The sequence below is a fragment of the Flavobacterium sp. genome, assembly GCF_044341265.1.
Taxonomy (GTDB): domain Bacteria; phylum Bacteroidota; class Bacteroidia; order Flavobacteriales; family Flavobacteriaceae; genus Flavobacterium.
In genome coordinates this window covers 47,333-62,353 of sequence record NZ_JBIISA010000022.1, presented here as the reverse complement: position 1 = coordinate 62,353, position 15,021 = coordinate 47,333, and the positions used below count along the sequence as shown (strand labels likewise).

At 33.1% G+C, this 15,021-nt stretch carries 28 protein-coding genes; 1 reads left to right on the top strand and 27 read right to left on the bottom strand.

The annotated features are described in order from the left end of the window. Positions 1-60: 60 nt before the first annotated feature. The gene (locus tag ACIQ06_RS11255) at positions 61-1,128 is read left to right on the top strand and encodes a hypothetical protein (RefSeq protein WP_396146360.1); all 1,068 of its coding nucleotides are present in this window, start codon (positions 61-63) and stop codon (positions 1,126-1,128) included. Positions 1,129-1,164: 36 nt separating this feature from the next. On the opposite strand, the gene carA is transcribed toward ACIQ06_RS11255, so the two are convergent. The 27 genes from carA to rplW all read right to left on the bottom strand — a co-directional run bounded on the left by carA (position 1,165) and on the right by rplW (position 15,019). After that, positions 1,165-2,283 (bottom strand): glutamine-hydrolyzing carbamoyl-phosphate synthase small subunit, encoded by a 1,119-nt coding sequence (carA, locus tag ACIQ06_RS11250; RefSeq protein ID WP_396146358.1) that lies wholly within the window; start codon positions 2,281-2,283, stop codon positions 1,165-1,167. Between the two features lie 301 nt (positions 2,284-2,584). Next, the gene (gene rplQ / locus ACIQ06_RS11245; RefSeq protein WP_344816870.1) at positions 2,585-3,091 is read right to left on the bottom strand and encodes a 50S ribosomal protein L17; all 507 of its coding nucleotides are present in this window, start codon (positions 3,089-3,091) and stop codon (positions 2,585-2,587) included. Positions 3,092-3,121: 30 nt separating this feature from the next. Next, entirely contained in the window at positions 3,122-4,114 is a 993-nt protein-coding gene (locus ACIQ06_RS11240) for a DNA-directed RNA polymerase subunit alpha (RefSeq protein ID WP_344816871.1), read from the bottom strand. 21 nt (positions 4,115-4,135) lie between these two features. Continuing rightward, positions 4,136-4,741, bottom strand: coding sequence for a 30S ribosomal protein S4 (gene rpsD / locus ACIQ06_RS11235; protein WP_298395763.1), 606 nt, complete (start codon positions 4,739-4,741; stop codon positions 4,136-4,138). A 117-nt stretch (positions 4,742-4,858) separates the two neighbouring features. After that, the gene (rpsK, locus tag ACIQ06_RS11230) at positions 4,859-5,242 is read right to left on the bottom strand and encodes a 30S ribosomal protein S11 (RefSeq protein ID WP_274782172.1); all 384 of its coding nucleotides are present in this window, start codon (positions 5,240-5,242) and stop codon (positions 4,859-4,861) included. Between the two features lie 8 nt (positions 5,243-5,250). Continuing rightward, positions 5,251-5,625, bottom strand: coding sequence for a 30S ribosomal protein S13 (gene rpsM, locus ACIQ06_RS11225; RefSeq protein WP_344816872.1), 375 nt, complete (start codon positions 5,623-5,625; stop codon positions 5,251-5,253). Positions 5,626-5,627: 2 nt separating this feature from the next. After that, positions 5,628-5,744 (bottom strand): type B 50S ribosomal protein L36, encoded by a 117-nt coding sequence (gene ykgO, locus ACIQ06_RS11220; protein ID WP_081932050.1) that lies wholly within the window; start codon positions 5,742-5,744, stop codon positions 5,628-5,630. Positions 5,745-5,755: 11 nt separating this feature from the next. Continuing rightward, complete coding sequence (gene infA / locus ACIQ06_RS11215) at positions 5,756-5,971, bottom strand: translation initiation factor IF-1 (RefSeq protein WP_007136545.1); 216 nt, start codon at positions 5,969-5,971, stop codon at positions 5,756-5,758. Positions 5,972-5,976: 5 nt separating this feature from the next. Further along, positions 5,977-7,320: a preprotein translocase subunit SecY gene (gene secY / locus ACIQ06_RS11210; RefSeq protein ID WP_298304721.1), complete on the bottom strand. Its 1,344-nt coding sequence runs from the start codon at positions 7,318-7,320 to the stop codon at positions 5,977-5,979. A 12-nt stretch (positions 7,321-7,332) separates the two neighbouring features. Further along, positions 7,333-7,785 carry a 50S ribosomal protein L15 gene (gene rplO / locus ACIQ06_RS11205; protein ID WP_344816874.1) on the bottom strand — a complete coding sequence of 151 codons (453 nt, stop codon included), beginning with the start codon at positions 7,783-7,785 and terminating at the stop codon, positions 7,333-7,335. An 11-nt stretch (positions 7,786-7,796) separates the two neighbouring features. After that, positions 7,797-7,979, bottom strand: a complete 183-nt coding sequence (gene rpmD, locus ACIQ06_RS11200) for a 50S ribosomal protein L30 (protein WP_298119790.1) — start codon at positions 7,977-7,979, stop codon at positions 7,797-7,799. Between the two features lie 12 nt (positions 7,980-7,991). Further along, positions 7,992-8,516 carry a 30S ribosomal protein S5 gene (rpsE, locus tag ACIQ06_RS11195; RefSeq protein ID WP_089046918.1) on the bottom strand — a complete coding sequence of 175 codons (525 nt, stop codon included), beginning with the start codon at positions 8,514-8,516 and terminating at the stop codon, positions 7,992-7,994. Between the two features lie 3 nt (positions 8,517-8,519). Next, positions 8,520-8,873 carry a 50S ribosomal protein L18 gene (gene rplR, locus ACIQ06_RS11190; protein WP_298304726.1) on the bottom strand — a complete coding sequence of 118 codons (354 nt, stop codon included), beginning with the start codon at positions 8,871-8,873 and terminating at the stop codon, positions 8,520-8,522. A gap of 11 nt (positions 8,874-8,884) precedes the next feature. Then, positions 8,885-9,427 carry a 50S ribosomal protein L6 gene (gene rplF / locus ACIQ06_RS11185; protein WP_298304728.1) on the bottom strand — a complete coding sequence of 181 codons (543 nt, stop codon included), beginning with the start codon at positions 9,425-9,427 and terminating at the stop codon, positions 8,885-8,887. 17 nt (positions 9,428-9,444) lie between these two features. Beyond that, complete coding sequence (gene rpsH / locus ACIQ06_RS11180; RefSeq protein ID WP_298304731.1) at positions 9,445-9,843, bottom strand: 30S ribosomal protein S8; 399 nt, start codon at positions 9,841-9,843, stop codon at positions 9,445-9,447. 141 nt (positions 9,844-9,984) lie between these two features. Next, positions 9,985-10,254, bottom strand: a complete 270-nt coding sequence (gene rpsN, locus ACIQ06_RS11175; protein WP_035125659.1) for a 30S ribosomal protein S14 — start codon at positions 10,252-10,254, stop codon at positions 9,985-9,987. Positions 10,255-10,257: 3 nt separating this feature from the next. Beyond that, a complete protein-coding gene (gene rplE, locus ACIQ06_RS11170) occupies positions 10,258-10,809 on the bottom strand; it encodes a 50S ribosomal protein L5 (protein WP_298304734.1) in 552 nt (183 codons plus the stop codon). A gap of 2 nt (positions 10,810-10,811) precedes the next feature. Further along, positions 10,812-11,126: a 50S ribosomal protein L24 gene (gene rplX, locus ACIQ06_RS11165; protein ID WP_298304742.1), complete on the bottom strand. Its 315-nt coding sequence runs from the start codon at positions 11,124-11,126 to the stop codon at positions 10,812-10,814. 11 nt (positions 11,127-11,137) lie between these two features. After that, entirely contained in the window at positions 11,138-11,506 is a 369-nt protein-coding gene (gene rplN / locus ACIQ06_RS11160) for a 50S ribosomal protein L14 (RefSeq protein WP_007803649.1), read from the bottom strand. Positions 11,507-11,508: 2 nt separating this feature from the next. Beyond that, the gene (rpsQ, locus tag ACIQ06_RS11155) at positions 11,509-11,769 is read right to left on the bottom strand and encodes a 30S ribosomal protein S17 (protein WP_035125656.1); all 261 of its coding nucleotides are present in this window, start codon (positions 11,767-11,769) and stop codon (positions 11,509-11,511) included. A gap of 11 nt (positions 11,770-11,780) precedes the next feature. Next, positions 11,781-11,969, bottom strand: a complete 189-nt coding sequence (gene rpmC, locus ACIQ06_RS11150; RefSeq protein WP_298119774.1) for a 50S ribosomal protein L29 — start codon at positions 11,967-11,969, stop codon at positions 11,781-11,783. Positions 11,970-11,982: 13 nt separating this feature from the next. Further along, complete coding sequence (rplP, locus tag ACIQ06_RS11145) at positions 11,983-12,408, bottom strand: 50S ribosomal protein L16 (protein WP_344816877.1); 426 nt, start codon at positions 12,406-12,408, stop codon at positions 11,983-11,985. Positions 12,409-12,427: 19 nt separating this feature from the next. Beyond that, positions 12,428-13,183 (bottom strand): 30S ribosomal protein S3, encoded by a 756-nt coding sequence (rpsC, locus tag ACIQ06_RS11140; protein ID WP_298119771.1) that lies wholly within the window; start codon positions 13,181-13,183, stop codon positions 12,428-12,430. A gap of 5 nt (positions 13,184-13,188) precedes the next feature. Then, positions 13,189-13,599, bottom strand: a complete 411-nt coding sequence (rplV, locus tag ACIQ06_RS11135) for a 50S ribosomal protein L22 (protein ID WP_298119769.1) — start codon at positions 13,597-13,599, stop codon at positions 13,189-13,191. A 6-nt stretch (positions 13,600-13,605) separates the two neighbouring features. Beyond that, entirely contained in the window at positions 13,606-13,884 is a 279-nt protein-coding gene (rpsS, locus tag ACIQ06_RS11130; RefSeq protein WP_014085019.1) for a 30S ribosomal protein S19, read from the bottom strand. A gap of 10 nt (positions 13,885-13,894) precedes the next feature. Beyond that, positions 13,895-14,719: a 50S ribosomal protein L2 gene (gene rplB, locus ACIQ06_RS11125; protein ID WP_344816878.1), complete on the bottom strand. Its 825-nt coding sequence runs from the start codon at positions 14,717-14,719 to the stop codon at positions 13,895-13,897. A 9-nt stretch (positions 14,720-14,728) separates the two neighbouring features. Then, a complete protein-coding gene (rplW, locus tag ACIQ06_RS11120; RefSeq protein WP_290835169.1) occupies positions 14,729-15,019 on the bottom strand; it encodes a 50S ribosomal protein L23 in 291 nt (96 codons plus the stop codon). Between the last annotated feature and the right edge of the window lie 2 nt (positions 15,020-15,021).

The following is a 15,021-nucleotide window of genomic DNA, read 5'->3' as shown; positions in this document are numbered from 1 at the left end:
CTGTAACTTTTAATAAGATAGTTGCTAGTAATTTTACATTAAATATTAAATATGCGAATGATGAAAAAATCTATCTTAACAATTGACAAAAAAATAAATTTACTTTATGTTTTCCTTTTATTTATATCTTCTACAATATCATATTCACAAGAAGAGAATTCCAATGAATATAGAACTTTAAAAGCCTATATTGATGATTTTGCAAAGAATGAACTTTACATAAAAAAATCTTTGATTGAGTATTCAAATACTATTATAGAGAATCAGTTAGAAAGCAGATCGGTTTCAACTTCAAAAAAAATTATTGAAAAATTGAAAAATATAAATTCTATTATCAAACAAAATGACAAAGGATTTAAAAAAAACACTTTACTAAGAGATAGTTTTATTAAAATGAATGAAAAAACCATTGAGTGTTTAAACAATGGTTCGTTAATAATGAATGATTATGTATTGCTTTCACAACTAAGTGTTTCAGAAATCAATACAACCTTAAGTAAAAGAGAAGTTGCTTTAAAAAGTTATTTTGAAGAACTAAGACAATTTGAAAAAAGCAAGAAAGAGTTTGGGAGAATGAATAATATTAAAATTAAAAGTCTAACAGGAGAAAATGTTTTAGAGTATAATGCCTATCAAAATGTGCTTTTTTTTAAAATAAATGTACTTGATGAAAAAATAAATGCTTCAATAATTAATATTAACGACAATGATTTTAAAGAGTCTATAAATGCTTTGGATAATGCTTATTTAGATGTAATTTCAAAAACCGCATTGTATAAATCAACTTTTGTTGATACTTCCTTGAATAATGAAAATTTAACTTACTCCTATTTCATTCATTCACAAAAAAAGAAAATTATACCTGTATTTAATGATTTTTCAACTGCATTTATTTCATTACAAAAATTAAAAAAAACAACAAATAATTTATCTCAAGAATCTATTGAAGCATACAACGTAGCAGTTAAGTCATATAACTTAAAGAAAAATGCTTTGTTTGATATTCTTGATGTAATTCAGAAAAATAAAAAGATAATGTATAATAAATGGCTCGTTGTAAATCGCACATTCTTAAAAAACAATGTGAAATTTACAGATATTTATGAAGGCTATACAGTTAATGATTAAAAAAATAAGGATGCAATTACTTACATCCTTATGTTTCTATACTTCTTGAAATTTATCTTGTTTAATATTTGCAATAAAATCATCAAATAAATAAGAAGAATCGTGAGGACCAGGACTTGCTTCAGGATGGTATTGCACTGAGAAGCAATTTTTAGATTTCATTTTCATACCAGCAACTGTGTTGTCATTGATATGATAATGAGTAATTTCTAAACCTTGATGATTTTCCAGTTCTTCTCTGTTTACAGCAAAACCATGATTTTGTGAAGTAATCTCTCCTTTTCCAGTAAGAACATTCATAACTGGATGATTGATTCCTCTGTGTCCGTTAAACATTTTGTAAGTAGAAATTCCGTTTGCTAAACCTATGATTTGGTGACCTAGACAAATTCCGAATACTGGTTTATCTGATGCTATCATTTGTTTAGCTGTTTCTTGAACTTGCTCAAGAGGTTCTGGATCGCCAGGACCATTTGACAAGAAATATCCATCAGGATTAAATGCTTTTAACTCATCAAAAGATGTGTTGTATGGAAATACTTTTATATAACAATCTCTTTTTGCAAGGTTTCTAAGGATGTTTCTTTTGATTCCTAAATCTAAAGCAGAAATTTTGAAAGTTGCGTTTTCATTTCCAAAAAAGTAAGGCTCTTTGGTAGAAACTTTTGAAGCAAGCTCCAACCCTTTCATATCTGGAACATTTGCTAGTTGCTTTTTTAGTTCTTCAATTGAAGTTCCATCTGTTGAAATCACAGAATTTTGTGCTCCATTATCGCGAATGTAACTTACAAGCGCTCTTGTGTCTACATCTGAAATACAGATTAGATTTTGTTTTTCAAAATAATCGTATAAATTACTTTCAGAATCGGGACGTGAATGATTAAAACTGAAGTTTTTACAAACAAGACCAGATATCATTATTTTTTCAGATTCTACTTCATTGGCATTGACACCATAGTTTCCAATATGTGGATTGGTAGCCACCATTATTTGACCAAAATAAGATGGATCGGTAAATATTTCTTGGTAACCTGTCATTCCTGTATTGAAACAAACTTCTCCGAAAGTTGTTCCAGAAATTCCGATTGATTTACCATAAAAAATGGTTCCATCGGCTAATAATAAAATGGCTTGTGGACGAGTTGTGTATTTCATTTGATGTAGTTAGTAAAAAGTAGTTAGTTGTTGTTTTGCAAATTTAAGTTAATCTTTTATAATTCTAAAGTGGATTTATTAAAGTTTATAAACATTCTAATAGTTGGCTATTTAGCCCTGATTGTAACAAGTATCCTTTATTGTTTTTCTTTAAAACAATAAAGATACTGTGGAAAGCGGGAAAAAGGATTGCGGATAATTCCCGAGCCATTCGCTCCAAAAACTTAAACAAGTTCTGTTTAAACATAAAAAAAAGGATAAACTCGAAAGCTTATCCTTTATATTTATGAAATTGAATTCATTATTCTGCTGATTCAGTAGTTTCTTCAGAAGAAGTTTCTGGAGCTTCAGGAGCTTTTGTTTCAGCTGCTGGAGTTTCAGATTTTTTAGCTTTTCCACCACGACGGCTTTTAGCTTTTTTCTCTTCTTTTTTACCACCGTTGTAAATTTCATTGAAATCTACTAACTCAATCATTGCCATATCTGCGTTATCACCTAAACGGTTACCAACTTTGATGATACGTGTGTATCCACCTGGACGGTCACCAACTTTAGCTGCTACTTCTCTAAAAAGTTCAGTAACACCATATTTATTACGTAAGTAAGCGAAAACGATACGACGATTGTGAGTAGTATCTTCTTTTGATTTTGTTATAAGCGGCTCAACGAATTGTTTAAGTGCTTTTGCTTTAGCAACAGTTGTGTTAATACGTTTGTGTTCAATTAATGAACAAGCCATATTAGCTAACATAGATTTTCTATGTCCAGTCTGTCTGCTTAAGTGATTGTTCTTTTTTCCGTGTCTCATTTTAAATGCTATTTAATTTGAATAAAGAAACTAGTCTTTATCTAATTTATATTTTGACAAATCCATTCCGAAAGTTAAATTTTTAACTGCAACTAGTTCATCTAATTCTGTTAAAGATTTTTTACCGAAGTTACGGAACTTCATTAAGTCGTGTTTGTTAAAAGAGACAAGGTCTCCTAATGTATCAACTTCAGCTGCTTTTAAGCAATTTAATGCTCTTACAGATAAATCCATATCAACAAGCTTAGTTTTAAGCAATTGTCTCATGTGTAATGATTCCTCATCGTATGAATCTGTTTGAGCGATTTCGTCTGCCTCAAGAGTGATTCTCTCATCTGAGAATAACATGAAGTGGTGAATTAATACTTTTGCAGCTTCAGTAAGAGCGTCTTTTGGATTGATTGAACCATCAGTTTTGATTTCAAAAACTAATTTTTCATAATCTGTTTTTTGCTCAACACGGAAATTTTCAATAGCATATTTCACGTTTTTCACTGGTGTAAAGATAGAATCTGTAAAGATTGTACCAATTGCAGCATTTTGCTTTTTGTTTTCTTCTGCAGGAACGTATCCTCTACCTTTTTCAATTGTTAATTCCATATTGAAATTAACTTTTGGATCAAGGTTACAGATAACTAATTCTGGGTTTAAAACTTGAAATCCAGAAATAAATTTTTGAAAATCACCAGCTGTAATTTGCTCTTTACCAGTTATAGATATAGTTACTGATTCGTTATCGATATCTTCAATTTGACGTTTGAAACGTACTTGTTTAAGACTAAGGATAATTTCTGTAACATCTTCAACAACTCCTGAAATTGTAGAAAACTCATGCTCTACACCTTCAATTCTTGTAGATGTAATAGCATAACCTTCTAAAGCAGAAAGTAAAACTCTTCTAAGTGCATTACCAACAGTCAATCCGTAACCAGGTTCTAAAGGTCTGAACTCAAACTTACCTTCAAAATCGGTTGAATCGATCATGATAACTTTATCGGGCTTTTGAAAATTAAATATTGCCATAATTTAGACTAGTGTCAATTATTATTTGTTGTACAACTCTACGATTAACTGTTCTTTAATGTTTTCTGGAATTTGAAGTCTAGCAGGAACAGTAACGAACGTACCAGATTTAGTATCATTATTCCATGTAATCCATTCGTAAACATGATTAGAGTTTGATAAAGAACGTTCAATTGACTCTAAAGATTTAGATTTTTCGCGAACAGCAACTACGTCACCTGGTTTCAAGTGATAAGAAGGTATGTTTACTAATTCACCATTTACTGTAATATGACGGTGAGAAACAATTTGTCTTGCAGCTCTTCTAGAAGAAGCAATTCCCATTCTGAAAACAACATTGTCTAAACGAGCTTCACATAATTGCAAAAGGATTTCACCTGTTACACCTTTAGAAGCTGCTGCTTTTTCGAATAAGTTTCTAAATTGTTTTTCTAAGATTCCGTAAGAATATTTAGCTTTTTGCTTTTCCATTAACTGGACAGCATATTCAGATTTCTTACCTCTTTTTTTAGCCATCCCGTGTTGTCCAGGAGGATAATTTCTTTTTTCGAATGCTTTATCAGCTCCGAAGATTGCTTCGCCAAATTTACGAGCAATTTTTGTACTTGGACCAGTATATCTTGCCATTTTAAAATTGTTTTGAGATAGAGATTATGAATTCAGGTCAATAAATCCTTCGATAATCTTTGTTCTTTCTCTTGTTATACTTAATTATATATTAGATACTGAAATTTCAGTATAAAATTATACTCTACGTCTTTTTGGAGGACGACATCCATTGTGAGGCATTGGAGTAACATCAATGATTTCTGTTACTTCTACTCCACTATTATGTATTGATCTGATAGCAGATTCTCTTCCGTTACCTGGACCTTTAACATAAACTTTTACTTTTTTAAGTCCTGCTTCTAATGCTACTTTACTACAATCTTCAGCTGCCATTTGAGCAGCATAAGGAGTGTTCTTTTTAGAACCTCTAAAGCCCATTTTACCAGCAGAAGACCAAGAAATAACTTCACCTTTTTTGTTAGTTAACGAAATGATGATGTTGTTAAAAGTTGCATTAATATGAGCTTCTCCTGAAGATTCAATAATAACTTTACGTTTTTTTGTACTTGCTTTAGCCATATTACTTACTATTTAGTTGCTTTTTTCTTGTTAGCAACAGTTTTTCTCTTACCTTTTCTTGTTCTAGAATTGTTTTTAGTTCTTTGTCCTCTTAATGGAAGACCAGATCTGTGACGAATTCCTCTATAACATCCGATATCCATTAAACGTTTGATGTTTAATGAAGTCTCTGAACGAAGTTCACCTTCAATTTTGTAGTATGATACAGCATCACGAATTGCTCCGATTTGATCATCATTCCAATCTTGAACTTTAGTATCTTGGCTAACTTGAGCTTTTTCTAAAATCTCAATAGCTCTACTTTTTCCTACTCCGAAGATATAGGTAAGTGCTATAACACCTCTTTTATTTTTAGGTATATCTACCCCTGCTATTCTTGCCATAATTATCCTTGTCTTTGTTTAAATCTAGGATTCTTTTTGTTAATAACGTATAATCTTCCTTTTCTACGCACAATTTTACATTCTGCGCTTCTCTTTTTTACTGATGTTCTTACTTTCATTTTTAATAACTTTAGTATCTGTAAGTGATTCTTGCTTTAGACAAATCGTAAGGACTCATTTCAAGTTTCACTTTGTCACCAGGTAACAACTTGATGTAATGCATACGCATTTTTCCTGAAATGTGTGCGATAACGATATGTCCGTTTTCTAATTCTACACGGAACATAGCATTTGATAATGCTTCAATTATTGATCCGTCTTGTTCTATTGCTGATTGTTTTGCCATAAAAATTAAGCTACTGCTTTTCTATTTTTACCACTTTTCATCAAACCATCATAATGCTTATTCAATAAATAAGTGTTTATTTGTTGAATAGTATCGATTGCAACTCCAACCATAATGATTAAAGAAGTTCCACCATAGAACATAGCCCATGATTGTTGTACATCTAAACTAACTACAATTGCTGGGAACACAGCTATTAAAGCTAAGAATAACGAACCTGGAAAAGTTACCAATGACATAATTTTATCAAGAAAATCTGCTGTTTCAACACCTGGTTTAATACCTGGTATAAAACCACCACTTCTCTTTAAATCGTCTGCCATTTTATTTGTTGGAACCGTAATCGCCGTGTAAAAGAATGTAAAGATAATGATTAATAGAGCAAATACTAAATTATACCATAATCCAAACATGTTGCTAAAAGCACCTGCAATAGATTGAGATGTTTCAGACTGTGAAAGACCAGCTAAAGCAGCAGGGATAAACATAATTGCTTGAGCAAAAATGATTGGCATAACACCAGCTGAATTTAATTTTAATGGAATCCATTGTCTATTACCACCCATCATATCTTGTTCAAAATCACCAGAAGTTGTTCTTCTAGCATATTGAACAGGTATCTTTCTAATTGCCATAACTAAAAGTACACAAGCAATAATTACCAACATCCAAACAATAATTTCAATAACAAGAATCATTAAACCACCATTATTGTTGGTAACTCTTGATTGAAACTCTTGTATAAGAGCTTGAGGTAATCTTGCTAAAATACCGACCATAATTAATAGAGATATACCATTTCCTATACCTTTATCAGTAATTTTTTCTCCTAACCACATAGCAAAAATTGTACCTGTTGTTAAAATCAAAACTGAAGAAAATAAGAAAGAAAATGAATCAAATCCTAACAAAAATGCGCTACTAGGAATGGTTCTGTACAAGTTATAAATATAACCTGGACCTTGAAGTAATGTGATACCAATAGTTAACCAACGTGTAATTTGGTTTAATTTCTTTCTACCACTTTCACCATCCTTTTGTAATTTTTGCAAATAAGGAATTGCTATACCCATTAACTGAACAACAATTGAAGCAGAAATGTAAGGCATAATACCTAATGCAAAAACAGATGCTTTTGAAAATGCTCCACCGGTAAACATATCAAGAATTGATCCAATCCCTTTATCTGTTTGCCCTGCAAGTCCAGAAAGCTGTGTAGCATCGATACCAGGAAGAGTTACATGAGCACCAAATCTATATACTAAAAGTAAACCTAAAGTAAACAAGATTCTGTTTCTCAACTCTTCTATTTTCCAAACATTCTTAAACGATTCAATAAAATTCTTCATAAGGTCAGAATATTATAATGTTACTGCTTCACCACCAGCAGCTTCGATAGCAGCTTTTGCAGTAGCAGTAAATTTGTGAGCAGTTACTTTTAATTTTGCTTTTAATTCACCTCTACCTAAAATTTTAACTAATTCGGTTTTGGTAGCTAAACGGTTTTCGACTAAAACTGTAAAATCTACAGTATCAGTAACGATTCCGTTATCAACTAAAGCTTGAAGAGTGTCAAGATTTACACCTTGATGCTCAATTCTGTTAATGTTCTTGAAACCAAACTTAGGCACACGTCTTTGAAGTGGCATTTGACCTCCTTCAAAACCAATCTTTTTAGAATATCCTGAACGAGATTTTGCTCCTTTGTGACCTCTTGCAGAAGTACCACCTTTACCAGAACCTTCTCCTCTACCAACTCTTTTATTTTGATTGTGTGTAGAACCTTCAGCAGGTTGTAAGTTACTTAAATTCATAACTATAATTGTTATTTAACTTCCTCAACGGAAACTAAGTGTTTAACTTTATTTATCATTCCAAGGATTGTTGGATTTGAATCATGCTCAACAACCTGTCCCATTTTACGAAGACCTAAAGCTTCTAAACCTCTCTTTTGAGTAAGTGGACAGTTGATTTTGCTTCTAACTTGTTTTACTAATAATTTAGCCATAATTTCCTTGAATTAACCTTTAAAAACTTTCTCTAAAGAAACTCCTCTTTGTTTTGCAACAGTATAAGCGCTTCTCATTTGTAGTAATGCATCAAAAGTTGCTTTCACCACGTTATGTGGATTTGAAGAACCTTGAGATTTTGATAATACGTCGTGAATTCCAACTGATTCAAGTACTGAACGAACAGCACCACCAGCAATAACTCCTGTACCATGAGATGCAGGCATTAAGAACACACGAGCTCCACCAAATTTACCTTTTTGTTCGTGAGGTACAGATTGACCACTTAAAGGAATTCTAACTAAATTTTTCTTTGCATCTTCTACTGCTTTCGCAATTGCTTCAGAAACGTCTTTAGATTTTCCTAATCCATGACCAACAACACCATTTTCATCACCTACAACAACAATTGCTGAGAACCCAAAAGCTCTACCACCTTTTGTTACTTTGGTAACACGATTTACACTTACCAAACGATCTTTTAATTCAAGACCACTAGGTTTTACTAATTCTACATTTTTGTATTTAGACATAATATATTAGAATTTAAGTCCAGCGGCTCTAGCGCCTTCTGCTAATGATTTAATACGACCGTGATATAAATAACCTCCTCTATCGAATGTTACTGAATCTATACCGGCTTTTAACGCTTTTTCAGCAACAAGTTTTCCAACCGCTGTTGCAACTTCTACGTTAGTACCTTTAATATCCGCTCCTTTATCTCTAGATGAAGCAGCTAATAAAGTAACACCATTTACATCGTCAATTAGCTGTGCGTAGATTTCTTTATTACTTCTGAATACAGAAAGTCTTGGTCTAGCAGCAGTACCGCTAACAATCTTTCTTATTCTATACTGGATTCTCTGTCTTCTTTCAGATTTTGTTAATGACATAACCTTTATTTTTAAGCTGATTTACCTGCTTTTCTTCTTAATACTTCACCTACAAACTTGATACCTTTTCCTTTGTATGGTTCTGGTCTACGGAAATTTCTAATTTTCGCAGTAATAGCACCTAAAAGTTGTTTATCATAAGATGTAAGTTTTACGATAGGGTTTTTACCTTTTTCAGAAATAGTTTCTAAAGTAACTTCTTTAGCAACTTCTAAAATGATATTGTGAGAAAAACCTAAAGCTAAATCAAGTTTTTGTCCTTGATTTGAAGCTCTGTATCCCACACCCACAAGCTCTAATTCTTTAGTAAAACCAGTTGATACTCCAACAATCATATTATTGATTAATGATCTGTATAAACCATGTTTAGCTCTATGATCTTTGTGGTCAGATGATCTTTCCACAATTACTTGACCTTCTTCTAACTTTACAGTAACGTCCGAAAACTCCTGAGTTAGTTGTCCTAATTTTCCTTTTACTGTAACCAATCCTTCTGTAACTTCTACAGTTACACCAGCTGGAACTACAATTGGATTTTTTCCTATTCTTGACATTGTCGCTTAGCTTTAAATTAGTATACGTAACAAATTACTTCTCCACCAACATTCAATTGCTTAGCTTGTTTTCCAGTCATCAAACCTTTTGATGTAGAAACAATAGCAATACCCAAACCATTTAAGATTCTTGGTAATTTTGAAGCACCTGCGTACTTACGTAAACCTGGTTTACTAATTCTTTGGATGTCTTTAATTACAGGCTCTTTAGTATCTTTATCATACTTCAAAGCAATTTTGATAGAACCTTGAACGGTTGAATCCTCAAATTTGTAACTTAAGATATATCCTTGATCGAATAAAATCTTTGTGATTTCTTTTTTAAGATTAGAAGCTGGAATCTCAACCACTTTGTGGTTAGCTCTAACAGCATTTCTGACTCTCGTAAGATAATCTGCAATCGGATCTGTATACATATTTATTAAAATTCGGCTACGGTTTTCAAAAGAACTATTCTGTTGAACCTGAAGCCATTAAACTCAATTTTTAAAGCAGATAATTGCACGTTACCGGCAAAAATCCGGCAAATGTACAATTATCTGCTGAAATAAACTAATTTACCAACTAGCTTTTTTAACACCTGGAATTAATCCTTGGTTTGCCATTTCACGGAATGTTACACGTGAAAGACCGAATTGACGCATATAACCTCTTGGTCTACCTGTTAATTTACAACGATTGTGTAAACGAACTGGTGAAGCATTTTTAGGTAATTTTTGTAAACCTTCATAGTCTCCAGCTTCTAATAAAGCTTTTCTCTTTTCAGCATACTTAGCTACCGTTTTTTCTCTCTTAACCTCGCGGGCTTTCATTGATTCTTTAGCCATGTCTTAATTCTTTTTAAAAGGTAAACCTAATTCTGCTAATAATGATTTTGCTTCTTTATCAGTTGCTGCTGAAGTTACAAAAGTAATATCCATACCTGAAATTTTGTTTACTTTATCAATATCAATTTCTGGGAAAATGATTTGTTCCAAAACACCAAGATTATAATTACCTCTTCCGTCAAATCCAGTAGCTTTGATTCCACTAAAATCTCTTACACGTGGTAAAGCTGAAGTAATAAGTCTATCTAAAAACTCATACATTTTTTCTCCACGTAAAGTAACTTTAGCACCAATAGGCATTCCTTTTCTTAATTTGAATGACGCTACGTCTTTTTTGGAAATTGTAGCTAACGCTTTTTGACCAGTAATTTTAGTTAATTCATCTACTGCGTAGTCAACTAACTTTTTATCTGATACAGCTGCACCAACTCCACGGCTAATAACGATTTTTTCAAGTTTAGGAACTTGCATTACGTTTTTATAACCGAACTCTTCTTTAAGAGCTGCAATTACTCTGCTCTTATACTCTTCTTTTAGTCTAGGGATATATGCCATAACTATAATACTTGATTTGATTTTTTAGAAAATCTCACTTTCTTATCTCCTTCTACTCTTGTTCCTGTTTTTGTAGCTTCTTTAGATTTTGGATCTATTAAAGACAAATTAGAAATATGAATAGGAGCTTCTTTCTTAACGATTCCTCCTTGAGGGTTTTTTGCACTTGGTTTAGTATGTTTCGAAACCATGTTAGCACCTTCAACAATCGCTTTATTTTTCTCACGGTCAACTTTAAGAACTTTACCTTCAGTACCTTTATGGTCTCCAGCAATAACTCTTACTACGTCACCTGATTTTATTTTTAACTTTGTCATCATTAATCGAATTAAAGCACTTCAGGTGCTAATGATACAATTTTCATGAATTGTTTTTCACGAAGTTCTCTGGCAACCGGACCAAAAACACGAGTTCCTCTCATTTCACCAGCAGCATTTAACAATACACATGCGTTATCGTCAAATCTGATATAAGATCCATCAGCTCTTCTCACTTCTTTTTTGGTACGTACAACAACTGCAGTAGAAACAGCACCTTTTTTAACGTTTCCGTTTGGTGTTGCATCTTTAATAGACACTACAATTTTATCTCCAACAGAGGCATAACGACGTTTCGTTCCTCCTAAAACACGGATAGTCAAAACTTCTTTTGCTCCTGTGTTATCTGCTACTTTTAATCTAGATTCCTGTTGTACCATAACTATTTCGCTCTTTCAATGATTTCAACTAATCTCCAACATTTCAACTTAGATAAAGGTCTTGTTTCCATGATCTTTACTGTATCCCCAATGTTACAGTCATTTGTTTCGTCGTGTGCAACATATTTTTTAGTTTTTAACACGAACTTACCATACATTGGATGCTTTACTCTTCTTGTTTCAGAAACAACTATAGATTTCTCCATTTTGTTGCTAGTAACCACACCAATTCTTTCTTTTCTTAAATTTCTTTTATCTTCCATCGTTCAGCAGATTACAATTCTCTTTTGCTTAATTCAGTTGCCAATCTTGCTACCGCTCTTCTCATTGTTCTAATTTGAAGTGGGTTTTGAATTGGTGAAATAGCGTGAGCGGTTTTTAATTCAGCGTATGTTTTTTTTACTTCACTAAGTTTAACTTGTAACTCAGCTGTAGACAGACTAATAATTTCTGATTGTTTCATAATTTTATATATATTATGCTTCGAAATCTCTAGCAACAACAAACTTAGTTTTAACTGGAAGCTTTTGAGCTGCAAGACGTAATGCCTCTTTTGCAACTGCTAAAGGTACTCCTCCAACTTCAAACATAATTTTTCCGGGTTTAACAACGGCAGCCCAATATTCTACGGCACCTTTACCTTTACCCATACGTACCTCAAGAGGTTTCTTTGTTATAGGTTTGTCTGGGAATACATTAATCCAAAGTTGTCCTTCTCTTTTCATAAAACGAGTTGCAGCAATACGCGCAGCTTCTATTTGACGTGAAGTTAAAAATACACCTTTTTCATGTACAGATTTAATTCCAAACATTCCACTTGAAAGCATGTGTCCTCTTTGAGAAACACCTTTCATTCTACCTTTTTGTACCTTACGGTATTTTGTTCTTTTAGGCTGTAACATTTTTCTTTAATTTAAAAAATTACTTTCTTTTACGTGCATCTGGTTTACCACCTTTGTTGAATGGTTTTCTATCTCCTCTTGGAGAGTCTCCACCTTTTCCACCAGAAGCTTGCTTTTTATCCATTCCAACTAGTGGAGATAAATCACGTTTTCCGTAAACCTCACCTTTCATGATCCATACTTTGATTCCCATTCTACCATAAGTAGTATGAGCTTCACCAAGTGCGTAATCAATATCAGCTCTGAAAGTTGACAAAGGAATTCTTCCTTCTTTAAAACCTTCTGAACGTGCCATTTCAGCACCATTCAAACGACCTGAAATCAAAACTTTAATACCTTCTGCATTCATACGCATTGCTGCTGCGATGGCCATTTTAATAGCTCTTCTGTATGAAATACGACTTTCGATTTGACGAGCAATACTTGTTGCAACTAAATAAGCATCTAACTCAGGTCTTTTAATTTCAAAGATGTTAATTTGAACTTCTTTGTCAGTAATTTTCTTAAGTTCTTCTTTCAACTTGTCTACCTCTTGTCCACCTTTTCCGATAATGATACCAGGTCTAGCAGTAGTGATAGTAACGGTTACAAGTTTCAAAGTTCTCTCGATGATTACTTTTGATACACTAGCTTTTGATAAACGAGCATGAATATACTTTCTGATTTTATAATCTTCAGCGATTTTATCACCGTAATCATTTCCACCATACCAGTTTGAATCCCATCCTCTGATGATACCAAGTCTGTTTCCTATTGGATTTGTCTTTTGTCCCATCTTAATTAATTGCTTTGTGTGTTATCTAATTGTCCTAATACGATTGTAACGTGATTAGAACGTTTTCTAATTCTGTGTGCTCTTCCTTGTGGTGCTGGACGAAGTCTTTTCAACATCATTCCACCGTCAACACGGATTTCCTTTACAAATAAGCCTGCTTCAGCTACATTACCTTCACTATTTTTTTGCTCCCAGTTATTGATTGCAGATAATAATAGTTTTTCTAATTTGCGTGAAGCTTCTTTTGAGCTAAATCTTAATACATTTAAAGCTCTTTCCACTTTCTGACCTCTTACCAAGTCTGCTACTAAGCGCATTTTTCTAGGTGAAGTAGGGCAGTTATTTAATTTAGCAAAAGCTATAGACTTATTAGCCTCTTTTCTTGCGTCTGCTGATTCTCTTTTACGAACTCCCATTGCTTCTTATTTTTTACCTTTATTTTTTGCTCCAGCATGACCTCTAAATGATCTTGTTGGTGAAAACTCTCCTAATTTGTGACCTACCATGTTCTCAGTTACATAAACTGGAACAAATTGACGACCATTGTGTACTGCGATAGTTTGTCCTACGAAATCTGGAGTAATCATTGATGCTCTAGACCAAGTCTTAACAACACCTTTGTTTCCTTTTTCGATATTTTCTTGAACTTTTTTATCTAATTTATAGTGTACAAAAGGTCCTTTTTTTAATGAACGTGCCATGTCTATCTAATTATTTCTTTCTGCGTTCAACAATATACTTATTACTCGGGTTAACTTTAGAACGAGTTCTATAACCTTTAGCAGGAAGACCTTTTCTAGAACGTGGGTGACCTCCAGATGAACGTCCTTCACCACCACCCATTGGGTGATCGACAGGGTTCATAGCTACCGGCCTTGTTCTTGGTCTTCTTCCTAACCATCTTGTTCTACCTGCTTTACCAGATACAATTAATTGATGATCAGAATTAGATACTGCTCCAATTGTAGCTGAACAAGTTAACAAGATTAATCTTGTTTCACCTGATGGCATTTTAATTGTAGCGTATTTACCATCTCTTGCCATTAATTGAGCAAAAGTACCTGCACTTCTAGCGATTGTAGCACCTTGACCAGGACGTAATTCAATACATGAAATCACTGTTCCTAGAGGAATTTTACTTAATGGTAAAGTATTTCCAATTTCAGGAGCTGCACCTTCACCAGATACAACAGTTTGTCCTACTTGTAAACCGTTTTGAGCAACGATATACGTTTTCTCTCCATCAGCATACCATAATAATGCGATAAAAGCAGTTCTGTTTGGATCATACTCAATTGATTTCACTGTAGCTGGAATTCCAACTTTAGTTCTTTTGAAATCAATGATACGATATCTTTGTTTGTGACCACCGCCTGTATAACGCATGGTCATTTTTCCTTGACTATTTCTACCTCCTGAGTTTTTTATCGGTGCGATCAAAGATCTCTCCGGCTTATCAGTTGTAATGGCGTCAAAACCATTAACAACTCTAAATCGCTGACCCGGGGTAATAGGTTTTAATTTTCTTACTGACATCTTAATTTATTAGATATTGTTGTAAAAATCTATTGTTTCTCCTTCTTGTACTTGAACAATTGCTTTTTTATAAGCATTTGACTTTCCACTTATCAAACCACTTTTAGTGTATTTAGTAGTTCTATCTGGTCTAACATTCATTGTATTAACACTAACAACTGATACTCCATAAGTAGCTTCAACAGCTTTCTTAATTTGTACTTTATTAGCTTTTTTATCTACAACGAAACCAAAACGATTGAAAACCTCACCATCTTTGGTGATTTTTTCTGTAATAATAGGTTTAACTATGATACTCATGG